7 protein-coding genes are annotated in these 12,734 nt (G+C 49.8%); 6 read left to right on the forward strand and 1 reads right to left on the reverse strand.

The window, feature by feature from the left end; translation table 11 throughout:
* Positions 1–22 precede the first annotated feature (22 nt).
* The gene (locus K7B07_RS17080; RefSeq protein ID WP_223711735.1) at positions 23–1,591 is read left to right on the forward strand and encodes a hypothetical protein; all 1,569 of its coding nucleotides are present in this window, start codon (positions 23–25) and stop codon (positions 1,589–1,591) included.
* A gap of 128 nt (positions 1,592–1,719) precedes the next feature.
* Here K7B07_RS17080 and K7B07_RS17085 read toward each other — a convergent pair whose 3' ends face one another.
* Entirely contained in the window at positions 1,720–2,595 is an 876-nt protein-coding gene (locus K7B07_RS17085) for an alpha/beta fold hydrolase (RefSeq protein WP_223711736.1), read from the reverse strand.
* 405 nt (positions 2,596–3,000) lie between these two features.
* On the opposite strand from K7B07_RS17085, the gene K7B07_RS17090 reads away from it, so the two are divergent.
* The 5 genes from K7B07_RS17090 to K7B07_RS17110 all read left to right on the forward strand — a co-directional run bounded on the left by K7B07_RS17090 (position 3,001) and on the right by K7B07_RS17110 (position 11,480).
* Positions 3,001–4,047 (forward strand): pyridoxal phosphate-dependent aminotransferase, encoded by a 1,047-nt coding sequence (locus tag K7B07_RS17090; protein ID WP_223711737.1) that lies wholly within the window; start codon positions 3,001–3,003, stop codon positions 4,045–4,047.
* Between the two features lie 324 nt (positions 4,048–4,371).
* The gene (locus K7B07_RS17095; RefSeq protein ID WP_223711738.1) at positions 4,372–4,962 is read left to right on the forward strand and encodes an RNA polymerase sigma-70 factor; all 591 of its coding nucleotides are present in this window, start codon (positions 4,372–4,374) and stop codon (positions 4,960–4,962) included.
* 400 nt (positions 4,963–5,362) lie between these two features.
* Entirely contained in the window at positions 5,363–6,394 is a 1,032-nt protein-coding gene (locus K7B07_RS17100; RefSeq protein ID WP_223711739.1) for a FecR family protein, read from the forward strand.
* A 138-nt stretch (positions 6,395–6,532) separates the two neighbouring features.
* Positions 6,533–9,901, forward strand: a complete 3,369-nt coding sequence (locus K7B07_RS17105; protein ID WP_223711740.1) for a SusC/RagA family TonB-linked outer membrane protein — start codon at positions 6,533–6,535, stop codon at positions 9,899–9,901.
* A 10-nt stretch (positions 9,902–9,911) separates the two neighbouring features.
* Positions 9,912–11,480, forward strand: coding sequence for a RagB/SusD family nutrient uptake outer membrane protein (locus tag K7B07_RS17110; protein WP_223711741.1), 1,569 nt, complete (start codon positions 9,912–9,914; stop codon positions 11,478–11,480).
* Positions 11,481–12,734: the final 1,254 nt, after the last annotated feature.

Below are 12,734 nucleotides of genomic sequence, written 5' to 3' on the forward strand. Positions count from 1 at the left end.
GCCGTAAAATAAGTTTTATACAATGCAAAACATTCTTCAAAAAAGCGGTGGTGCCCTGCTGGCGCTGATGCTGCTTACGGGTACTGCCGCCGCACAAAAACGGGCAGGAGGTAAAGCACAGCAAAGCCAATGGATACACATCAATACCAGCGGACAGCTGGAATACAAAACCACTCCCCGGGGCGACCGTATTATGGATTTTTCTTATGCCGGGTATAAAGGCGGAGGGGTGCGGCTGCCGGAAGTAAGGGAAGTAATAACCCTTTACCCGGTAGCAGGTGATAATGCGCCCAACATTCAAAAAGCCATTGATTCGGCGGCTACCCTGCCGCTGGCAGATGGCTTCAGAGGGGCCGTGGTACTGGCTTCCGGTAGTTTCCCCTGCGAACAAACCATCACCCTCCGCAGCAGCGGTATCGTATTGCGCGGCAGCGGCCCCGCTTCAAAAATTATCATGACCGGTAAGCCGCATGTGGCCATCCGTGTAGAGGCACCGGTTCAAACAACGCTGTCGGGCGGCAAGGCATTGATCACGGATGTGTATCTGCCTTCGGGTACTGACAGGATCAGCGTTGCAGATGTAACAGGCTTTGAGGTGGGAGACGGGGTAATGATCACAAAACCGGTTACGCCGGAATGGGTACGGTTTATGGGTATGGATACACTGGTACGTGATGGAAAAAAACAAACCTGGATCACCGGTGAGCTTTCTGTGGAGCGCACCATAAAAGCCATAAACGGAAATACCATAACCGTTGATGTACCCCTTACCGATAACTATGACGCCGTTTTTATAAAGCCGGGAGCCACAGTACAAAAAATAATAAAAACCGGTGGGGTTCAAAATGCGGGGGTGGAGCGGCTGCTGATAGAAGCGCCGGAGCAATCTGTTACCATCAGCCAGGGCCATCATTCGGCAATACGCACACGGGGGTTAACCGATGGCTGGATTCGCGAGGTACAGATCCGTAACACGGTGAACAGCATCGGCATCGGTGGTAAACGGATCACGGTAACGGGTGTGGACATCCGGCATACTGTGCCTACTATCGGAGCGGCCAAGCCGGCGGACCTGTCTGCGGACGGGGCTCAATTGTTGTTCGACCGGTGCTTCATCCATGGGGATAATGTTTTTTTTCTGGCAACAGGAGCCAAGGTCAGTGGCCCCATCGTATTGCTGAACTGTACATTTACCGGCAATGGCTGGATACAGCCGCACCAGCGCTGGGCTACGGGCCTGCTGATCGATGACTGTAAGGTGCCGGACGGCGGTATCGATTTTATGAACCGGGGCCAAATGGGCTCCGGGCACGGCTGGGCCATTGGCTGGGCTGTGGCATGGAACTGCCAGGCGATGTCTTACCTGAACCAGCAGCCACCCGGTGCGTATAATTGGGTCATCGGGTCAGCAGGAGAAAAGCAGCAGCGGGCCATGCCTTTTAACAGGGAGCCGCTGCTGCCTGAAGGTATTTATGATGCGCATGGTACACCGGTAGCGCCCCGCAGTTTATACCTGGCACAGCTAAAAGACCGGCTGGGTGATGCTGTGCTAAAGGCCATAGGATATACCAGTATATTCAATACTGATTAGATCCTGAACCAATCCCGATCGCCTGCGCGGGAAAGAACCTTTTGCTGCCACATATGCTGCTGCACAAGAGTGCGACGCAAGACCGATGCCATAAGCACCACAGCCGGGTCCAGAAAAACCTTAACTGGTTATTTTAAAAAACCGTTGAAGTAGTTTAAAAGGGTGGTTGTTTGCTCCATAAGACCCATATGCCCCTGTCCCGGTACAATGGCCAGTTGCGATTTTGGTGTTACTCCAAAATCGAGCACTACGTTACCGCCCAGCAGCTGGTAGGTCTTTATCAGCTCCAGTTTATCCAGGCCATCATTATCGCCGGAGATGATGAGCACGGGTGCTGTAATTTTTGCAATATTAGCATCGCCCAGGTTAAAGGGCTGCCCGGCAGAAGCGATCATCTGTTGCAGGAAGGGGATCCATTTTGTGGTATCCGGTGCCACGGCATCGTACGCGGCTTTCATGGGCGAGTTGGCAAACAGCTCCGGCTTCATTTGTTTAAAGGCCGCGTTTATCTGGGGCAGCCAGCCCTCACTTTTATAAGTGGCAGAAATGATCACCAGTTTTTTTACGCGCTCAGGGTTTTGTATGGCAAACTGATAGGCCACAGCCCCGCCAAAGCTGTAACCGGCCACATCTGCACTGTCGATATGGAGATAATCCATTACGCCGGCTACATCACCTGCCAGGGTGGCGTGCGATAATTTCCGGTCGGAGTACGGCGTGTGCCCGTGCCCCTGCAGTTCAATGGCAATAACCTTGCGGGTCTTTGACAGCTCGGGGATCAGCTGGCCCCAGTTGAGATCGATGGTCATAAAAGCACCATGTAGTAATACCAGGGGCTGGCCCTGGCCATAAACCTTGTAATAAACTTTGAAATCCTTGAGGGGGGCATAACCACTGTCCGCAGGAGCGGGTTGCTGCGCGTTAGAAGAAGATGCGGTAAGCATAAAGATGGTAATTAAAAGTATTGTATTGAAAAGATGACGCTTGTCGAATAACTGTTTCATAACGCCTGTTTAATGGTAGTGCGAATGTTTATTGACAATACAAAGATGCACCGCATTTAAGAACCGGGCAGTGTATAAAAGCGACAAATTTGGGGGTGAATATTACCGGGACTGTTTTGTTTGTCCGGGCGGAAGGGCCAGAGTAGCGATTGGGCTGCAACGGGCAGACTCCTGCTGAAAAAAATGATACGTGGCCTTGTGCGGCCTCCGGGGGAATAGCCGGTTGACTGCCAGAGGAAAATGCCCGGCCGGTAAATTTTATATAGTTATAAAAAAGGAATAAATTAGCAATACCAGTACGGGAGGCGATCGGCTCCGTTAAATACCTATATAAAAATAAATACGATGCAAACAAACAGGCGAAATTGGTTACGGCAAATCGGTTTTGTAACAGCTGGCCTGAGCATGGCCCCTTTTAAAACCTTTGCATTGCCGGTCTCCATTGCTCAGGCAGTTGATACGGCAGCCGGCAACCCCATCCGCTTAAGCTCTAATGAAAATCCTTACGGACCCTGCCCGCTGGCGCGGAAAGCAATGGCAGAGGGCATTAACAGCAGCAACCGGTATAACTGGGGTACAGCGGAGCAGCTAATGGCAGCACTGGCCAAAAAAGAGGGCGTAACAGAAGATAATATTTTGATAGGCGCAGGATCCACGGTGATCCTGGACCTGATCGTTCAGTGGCTTGCTTTTAAAAAAGGGAATTTTATTGTAGGGCATCCTTCGTATATCAACTGGACAAAAAGAGCAGAAAAGCTGGGACTAAAAAAGATTGCCGTTCCGGTAACGCCCGGAAAAGAACTTTCCCTGGCAGCTATGCTGTCGGCAATTGATGCGGATACCCGCATGATTTACGTATGCAATCCCAACAACCCTACCGGAACCTTTTGCGAACACAAGGCGCTTATCGATTTTATTAAAGCTGCAACAGAAAAGGCAATGGTGGTGGTGGATGAGGCGTACATTGATTTTACAGATCAGCCTTCGGTAAGTCATCTTATTGCGGATAACAAAAACCTGGTGGTGGTAAAAACCTTTTCCAAGATATATGGCCTGGCAGGTGCAAGAACGGGCTATGCGATTGCCCATAAGGATACCATTAACCAGATTGCTGAGCTGCAAACATGGGCGAACGGAGATGTAAGTGTGGTTTCAAGAGCGGCGGCGCTGGCCTCTCTGGCCGACGTTGATTTTGTAAAACAATGCCATGCCAAAAATACAGCAGCGAGAAATTATACCATGGAACAGCTGACCCGGCTGGGCATGCGTTGTATTCCTTCTGTTACAAACTTTATTTATTTTTCCCTGGCGGACTATAAAAAGGATTTTTTTGATGTGCTTAAGAGCAATAATATAGAAGGCACGTTTATTTATGAAGAGGAGGGTCAATGGACGCGGATTACAGTGGGCACTATGGATGAAATGCGGCAGCTGATAAAGGTGCTTCAATAAACTCCATCAGCCGGAACCCGTAACAAAATCAATCAAAAAACTGTAATCATCTTTACCAAACAGCTGATGCCGAATGTCTTTCAGGGAGCAGCTGTTTTCCGCCGGCTGCCTGTGTAAGTACCGGAATGCCCTGCAGGCTACCGGCTGCCGATACGCTCCTTCCGGGGGTACAGGAACGGGGTAACGGTTAAAAAAGGGGAGTATTTAGCAAATAAGGTGTACAATTGCCGGGGTCTTTTGGGGTTATTTTGAAGAAAAAAGACAGGAATGAAATACCGGCCCGGCCAAAATGCCCGGCCGGTGTGTAATAAATTGGTTGTGCATATGGATGACAGGATAAAGGACTGGCTGGAACAGGCTGCCGCAAATGATTGCCATGAAGCTTTCGAAAAACTATACCTTCATTTTGCCCCAGGGATGCAGGTGTTTGCCGTATCCCTCGCAGGCGATAAGGAAGTGGCGCTGGACCTGGTGCAGGATCTTTTTGTAAACCTGTGGACGAACCGCAAAAACCTGGCAGCCATTGGCCATCCTGCCAACTACCTTTACCGCGCATTAAAGAACAATGCAGTCCATTATCTTAAATCGCGTAAGCGCCTGGCACCGCTGGCAACTGAAGAAAACGAACGCATTTCCTTTAGCGCTGAAAATCCGGAAACAGGTATTATGGCCAAAGAGACAACGCTGTTGCTGGAAGCAACCATTAATGCGCTGCCGTATAAATGCCGCCTGGTTTTCCGGCTGATAAAGGAAGACGGCCTCCGCTATAAGGATGTGGCACACTTGCTGGATATTTCGGTTAAAACCGTGGAAGCGCATATGCGGCTGGCTTACAGCAGGATTGTGGAATGCCTGGAGGCGGCGCTGCCGCAACAGATAGAGCGCTACAAACCGGGAAAACGTTCGGGTATGTAAATGGGGTACAAGCTGTGAGACACCATAGGGCCTGCGCGCCAGGGACTTTTCTGTAACAACCGCAGTGTTCAACAGCTTAAAATCCCTTCGGCTCCGTTACATTCTGCTCAGCGGGATGAGCAATCATTATGCTTCCGTTATGTGGGTATAGTAACGTGCGTTTCTTTCGTCATGCTGTCCCGGTCGATCTTACCGTGTGGACGCAACCAATCCTTGTTTAAGCTATGCAGTATTGTTGCAGCAACAACGCTTTTCAATATACGATGGCGGTAGCCCGGAGAGTTTCAATTTGAATAGCCTTTGTCAGGCTAACCGCACCATTTTAAAAATTTTTCAGATTTTTTTTTAATAACTAAGGGTTTTTAGCCTCCGGATACTCTTACCCATAAGTGCAGTCTTTATGGAACGGACCCGGTTTATTGAATTGGTAAGAAAAAAGGAAAGCGGCGAGATAACGCTGCTGGAACAAAAGGAGCTGAATGAGGCCCTCGCAGCAAATGAATCTTATGCGGCCATCCTGCGGTCGCTGAAAGTGCTTTCCGGCGCGGATCCGTTGTTTAACCGGGAGGCAACGGCCACAAATCAAGCAGCATTAAAAAAACTGCGGGAACGGATCCGCCAGACCGGACAGCAGGGCCGGACCTTCCCGATCTCCGCGCGGTGGGTGGCTGCCGCGGCCGTGATCATTGTGCTTGCCACAGGGGGATTGCTGTACCATTTTACAGGCCGTCCGCATCAACAGGAGGCCTCCAATGTGGTGGCAACGGAAAAGGGCTCCCGCACCAACCTCATCCTGCCGGACGGCAGCAAAGTATGGGTAAATGCCGATACCCGGCTTACGTATGATCATAGCTTTGGTGTGGAAACAAGATCCGTGTATCTGACAGGTGAAGCCTATTTTGAAGTGGCGAAAGATAAAGCACACCCTTTTATTGTGCATACGCAATTGATGGATGTAAAGGCTGTTGGAACGGCTTTTAACGTACGTTCTTACAAGGATGAAACCAATGCCCAGGCCACCCTGATGGAAGGGGTGGTGGAAGTGGCGTTCAAACAAAAGGAAACGGGGAAGATCCTGCTGAAGCCGATGGAAAAAGTGATCGTGCGGAGCCCGGCCGCCACCGCTGCTGACAGGGACGTTCCGGAGATCGCGGTGGTAAAAGTAAATTATGATTCAGCGGAAGCCGCAGCGCCTGAAACCCGCTGGCTGAAGAACCGGCTGGTATTTGGCCAGGAGCGGCTGGAGACGATCATAAAAACGCTGGAGCGGCATTATGGCTGTACCATCCGCGTGCAGGATACCGGGTTGCTGAACCGCAGGCTCAGCGGTATCTTTCAGGATGAAAGTCTTACCGAAGTATTGGAAACCTTCCGTCTTGCTGCCGGTATAAAATATACGATCGATAAAAATAACGTGTTGCTTTATAAATAACCCTTAAACGATCCCATATGAAGAAAGAAACATAATGTATAAAAGAAGGCGGAAAATGCTCGTAACACTTTCCGCCGGATAAGGACAGAAATAATTGCCTGGACAGCAATATTCCATCACTTTAATCATTACAAAAATATGAAAATTAAAGATTGCCCTGCCATGCGGGATGGGGTGCAATTAATTATCAAATACCTGTTGATAATGAAGCTTGTCGTCTTTATCGTCCTGCTGACTTCCAGTCAGGCGATCGCCATCGATACTTTTGCCCAGGAAAGGATCAGTTTAAAACAAAACAACATTGCCATTACTGCTGTTTTACAGGGAATCGAAGAAAAATATGATTACCGTTTTGTTTACAGCGACAGTGTGGCACTGAGTAAGCAGCGGATTGATGTGTATGCAAAAAATGCTACCATCGATGAGGTGATGCAGCAGCTGCTGCTGACCACCGCCTTCTCGTATAAAAAAATGAACAAGGGGCTGATCGTGATCATCGGCAATGAGCCGGAACGGGCCGCCGTGCCCGTAAAGGCAACCGTGGTGGACGAAGCCGGTACGCCCCTGCCGGATGTTAATATTGTTGAAAAAGGTACCACCAACGGCACGGTTACCAAAGATGATGGCAGTTTTCTCATCAATGTAAAAGATGAGCAGGCCATACTGGTAATCTCTGCGGTGGGCTATGCCACAAAAGAAGTACCGTCCAGTCAGCTGACGGCTACCATTGTGCTGGAACGCGCCGAGGGCAAGATGGATGAAGTGATCGTAGTGGGTTATGGCACACAAAAAAAGGTAAACCTTACAGGTGCAGTGTCCACGATCTCCGGTCAGGAGCTGGTAAAACGTCCGGCGGCCAACAGCTCCCTGCTGTTACAAGGGAAAGTGCCGGGCTTGCAGGTGGTGCAGAACTCGGCGCAGCCGGGACTGGAAAATCCCTCCATCCAGATCCACGGTGTGGGTACCTTCAGTGCCGCGGGTAATAACCCCCTGGTGCTGATCGACGGGATACCGGGTTCTCTCACCAATATCAATCCCAATGCCATTGAAACTATTTCTGTGTTAAAGGACGCCGCTTCTGCTGCTATTTACGGGGTGCAGGCGGCCAATGGAGTGATACTGGTGACCACAAAGGCCGGTACCAAAGGCCGGCTGAATGTGGATTATTCCTACAACTGGGGGTTGCAAAAACCGTTGGGTGTGCCAAAGCTGATCTGGAACTCGGTGGAGTTTATGGAGCTCAGCAATGAGGGCATCAACCGCACCGGACAGAACCTAAGTAAACTCTATTCGCAGGCACAGATCGATGCCTACCGCAATGGTAACGGATCTGCGCAGTATCCCAATACGGACTGGACCGAACTGATGTTTAAAAATGCGCCGATACAGCAGCATTACCTGAGTGTGAACGGAGGAGAGGGCAGGACAACATACAATTTCGGCCTGGGCTACCTGGACCAGGACGGGATCCTGATAAAAACCGGCTATAAACGCTACAATGCCCAGTTCAATTTCCGCACCCAGATGAGCAAGGTGATCAGCTTTGGCAGTAATATCAGCTTTATGCAGGGCAACCGAATGGATCCCTTCAGCAATACCGAGAACCTGGTGCTGAGCATTTATGCCCAGCATCCGCTGTGGTCGCCCTACCTGCCCGATGGCAGCGGCCGGGTAACCAGCAAGGCCTACGATTTTGAAACTACCAACCAGAACGCCTATGCCGTAATGCAGACGAGCAAGGACTACAACAAGGCATACAGTGTAATGGCCAATAGCTATATTGATGTGAACATTGCAAAAGGGCTGAAGGCGCAGGTAAAGGGCGGGGTAACCTATAATACCGATAAACAGACGCGGCAGAATATACCGTTGCCTACCTTCCTGTTTCAGCCGGATGTCAGCGGGGTTTATGCGCCACAGCAAAACTACCTGGGTACCTATATAACGCTTACAAAGACCCAGCAGGAAGACATTCATTATACCTTTTATTCCACCCTTACCTACGACCGGGTGTTTAATGATGTGCACCACTTTACGGCACTGGGCGGATACAGCCAGGAGAATTTTAATTATGAGCAGCTGGCCGGTTTCCGCAGGGATTTCCCTTCAGAGAACCTGCCGGCGCTGAATGCCGGAGGCACTGATGCACAAACCACCAATGGCTACGGCTATGAATGGGCATTGAAGTCGTTCTTCGGCAGATTGAACTATGCCTTCGACAGCCGGTACCTGCTGGAGGTAAGTCTGCGGGAGGATGGATCTTCACGGTTCCGCGAAGGAAAACGCTGGGGTGCCTTTCCTTCCATGTCTGCCGGATGGCGGATATCGCAGGAGAATTTTATGAAGGGGATCAGCTGGCTTTCCAACCTGAAGATCCGGGGCTCCTGGGGGCGGCTGGGTAACCAGAATATTGGTAACTATCCTTATCAGAACCTGCTGGATAATGGTATCTACATTTATGATAAAGTGGCTACCGGCGTGCTGAACGCCAATCTTGCCGACTCAAACATCACCTGGGAAACAACGACGGCTGCCGGCATCGGGCTGGATTTTTCGTTGTTCAATAGTAAACTCTCCGGTACATTCGATTACTTCTCCAAGCAAACCAAAAACATCCTCCGGATAGCGCAGGTGCCGGCCTTTGTGGGTATGGGGGCACCTACCATTAATTCCGGTGCCATGGAGAACAAAGGGTTTGAGTTCAGTCTGGATTACAAGGACCGCTTTGGTGATGTGGATTTTTTTGCAGGTGCCAATTATTATACCTATAAGAACCGCGTTACCAAATTGGGCGCAGAGGAGATACAGAACAATAAGCTGCGGAGAGAGGGGCTGCCCTGGAACTCCTGGTATATGTGGCAATGGACAGGCGTGTTTCAGAACCAGGCACAGATCGATGCCGCACCCAAACAGCAGTATACGCCCAAACCGGGTGATCTGATCTTTGCGGACCTGAGCGGTCCGGATGGAGTTCCGGATAACAAGGTGGATGCTTACGACCGGGTGGTGATCCCGGGGCAGTACCCGAAGTTCAACTATGGCTTTAACCTGGGCGCTGCTTATAAAGGGTTTGACCTTACCCTTTTCTTCCAGGGAGTGGCCGGTATTAAAGTATATACCGATCAGTGGGGATATGGTGCCTTCCGGCAATGGTCGCCACCACCTACCTTCTGGCGCGACCGCTGGACGCCGGATAACCCTACTAATGAGCTGCCCGGTATGTATGTGGATCAATACATGCCGATTACCGCCGCTTCTTCTTTCTGGCTGCAGGATGCGTCCTACCTGCGTTTAAAGAACCTGGTGCTGGGGTATAATTTCAGCAGCCGGCTGTTGCAGAAGCTAAAGGCACAGCAGCTGCGCGTGTACTTTTCCGGGGAGAACCTGCTCACGTTTTCAGATTTTGAAGGCGATCCGGAACGCGTAATTACAGATAATACCAGCGGCCGTTTTGCCATTTACCCGCAGGCCAGCGTGTATACGTTTGGGATTAAAGTCACTTTTTAAACTTACGACTATGATGATCTATACGATAAAAAGAATTTTTTTGTGGGGGATGTTGGTGGTGTTACTGGCCGGATGCCAGAAAGATAATTTCCTGGATAAGCAGCCCTTTGATAAAATAACCAATGAGGTTTTCTGGACCTCAAAAAATGATGCCGAGCTGGCGCTTACCGGTTGCTACAGTTCGCTCCGGACACCTGCTTTTGCGATCGACTTGAGTTCCTTCTCTTCCCTGCAGTTTGAAGGGTTAACGGACAATGCCTACTGCAACTCCACGCTTGATAATTATACGGATATTTCAAGAGGGGTGATCACGCCCACTATCGGCGGTATCATCACCCGTGTATGGACGGATGCTTATAAAGGCATTGCCCGCTGCAACTGGTTCCTCGGAAACCTGCACCGCGTACCGGACCTGACGGAGGCAGACAAAGCGCGCATGAAGGGAGAGGCCTTTTTTTTACGGGCGTTTATGTACAATGAGCTGACCATGCTGTATGGGGATGTACCGCTGATCACAGAACAGCTGGGTTTTGGTCCGGATGTGTTCCAGACCAAAAAAGCGCCCCGCATAGATGTGGTAAAAAAAATGATACAGGACCTGGACAGCGCTGCTGCCGGACTTCCTGATGTGGCCTATGGCGACGGGCACCCGGTGCGCGCTTCAGCCCTCGCATTAAAAGCAAGGATGTGTTTGTACAACAGCCTGTGGCAGGATGCTGCGGATGCTGCAAGGAAAGTGATGGATGAAGGCAGGGCATCACTGGCAAAAAGCTACCAGGGGATCTTCTGGGGCGAGCAGGAGAACAATCCCGAGATCCTGTTCTCCGTAAAGGCCAGCAGTCCCACCGCGGTACACAACCTGGACCTGCTCTATGGTTCCCGGTTTTCGATGGTGCCGCTGCACAGCCTGGTGGATTGTTATGAAATGAAAGACGGTACCACTCCTGTGGCACCCGTTGTGCCTTCGTTCTACGATCCGAAGAACCGGATGCGCAATGATTTTTATCAGAACCGGGATCCCCGGCTCAAACTGACCCTTTTTACCCCGGGAGATCCGTGGGCCTATAATCCTGCGATCGGGTTTAACAACGAGGCCAAATTCAAAGCCGAATCGCCTTCTGTAAATAACCTGGGTATGCGGAAATACATCAACCTTACCGTGAACGATGGTTCCGGCGGACCGGCGGGCAGCTCCCAGGCGCTTGTAAAGCTGCGCTATGCCGATGTGCTGCTGATGTATGCAGAAGCGATGGTGGAACTGGGTGGCGGTACCACCAGCAATCCGGCGGCATTAAAAGCGATCAATGATGTACGGGCACGGCCGGGTATAGGCATGCCTCCCAAAGCGGCACCCTTAACGCGGGCCGCCATCCGTAATGAACGCCGGGTGGAGCTGGCTTTTGAAGGCTTGCGGTATTATGATATTAAACGCTGGAAAATAGGGAAAGAAGTATTGAACGGCTATAGGGATCCGGGTAATGTGACCCGGGTATTTGAAGACCGTTTTTATTACTGGCCGGTCCCGCAAACCGAAGTGGACATGATGGGCCCGGATTTCCAGAACCCCGATTATCAGTAGTGGCAAAAAAGTTCTGGTGTGAATATGCCACGAAGTCTCAAAGGCACGAAGAATCACGAAGGGGCAGAAAACAAATGGTAAAAATCTTTGTGTCTCTTGATGTCTTAGTGGCAAAAAAAAGGATGGTTCTCACAGATCACACAGATTGGCACAGACCGGCATGAGCATTGATGTTTGAATCTTTCGTGTAAGTCTGATAAATCTGTGAGCTCTTTAGGACTGGAAAGGAATAGGAGCAGATAATAAAAGTCTTTGTGCCTCTTGGTGACTTAGCGGCAAAAAAAACGGGGAATGGTTCTCACGGATCACACAGATGGCACAGATAAATAATATTGTTGTTTGAGCCTTTCGTGTAAATCTGAGCAATCTGTGAGCAGCTTTTCAACAGCTCTTTAAAGGCCCGGGGAGGAAGAGGAGCAGATAATAAAAGTCTTTGTGTTTCTTCGTGTCTTAGTGCCTTAGCGGCAAAAAAACGGGGAATGGTTCTCACGGATCACACAGATTGGCACAGACCGGTATGAGCATTGATCTTTGAATCTTCCGTGTAAATCTGATCAATCTGTGAGCAGTTTTCAGCAGCTCTTTAGGACTGGAAAGGAATAGGAGTAGATAATAAAAATCTTTGTGTTTCTTGGTGTCTTAGTGCCTTAGTGGCAAAAAAAACGGGGAATGATTCTCACAGATCACACAGATTGGCACAGACAAATAATATTGTTGTTTGAGCCTTCCGTGTAAATCTGATCAATCTGTGAGAAGCTTTTCAACAGCTCTTTAAAGGCCCGGGGAGGAAGAGGAGCAGATAATAAAAGTCTTTGTGTTTCTTCGTGTCTTAGTGCCTTAGCGGCAAAAAAAACGGGGAATGGTTCTCACAGATCACACAGATTGGCACAGACCGGTATGAGCATTGATCTTTGAATCTTCCGTGTAAATCTGATCAATCTGTGAGCAGTTTTCAGCAGCTCTTTAGGACTGGAAAGGAATAGGAGTAGATAATAAAAATCTTTGTGTTTCTTGGTGTCTTAGTGCCTTAGGGGCAAAAAAAACGGGGAATGATTCTCACAGATCACACAGATTGGCACAGACAAATAATATTGTTGTTTGAGCCTTCCGTGTAAATCTGATCAATCTGTGAGCAGCTTTTCAACAGCTCTTTAAGGCCCGGGAAGGAAGATGAGCAGATAATAAAAAATCTTTGTGCCTCTTCGTGCCTTTGGGTCTTGGTGGCAAACTATTTCAGTGTCTCAGTGGCAAAAT

The organism is Niabella beijingensis (assembly GCF_020034665.1).
In the GTDB taxonomy this organism is placed as follows: domain Bacteria; phylum Bacteroidota; class Bacteroidia; order Chitinophagales; family Chitinophagaceae; genus Niabella; species Niabella beijingensis.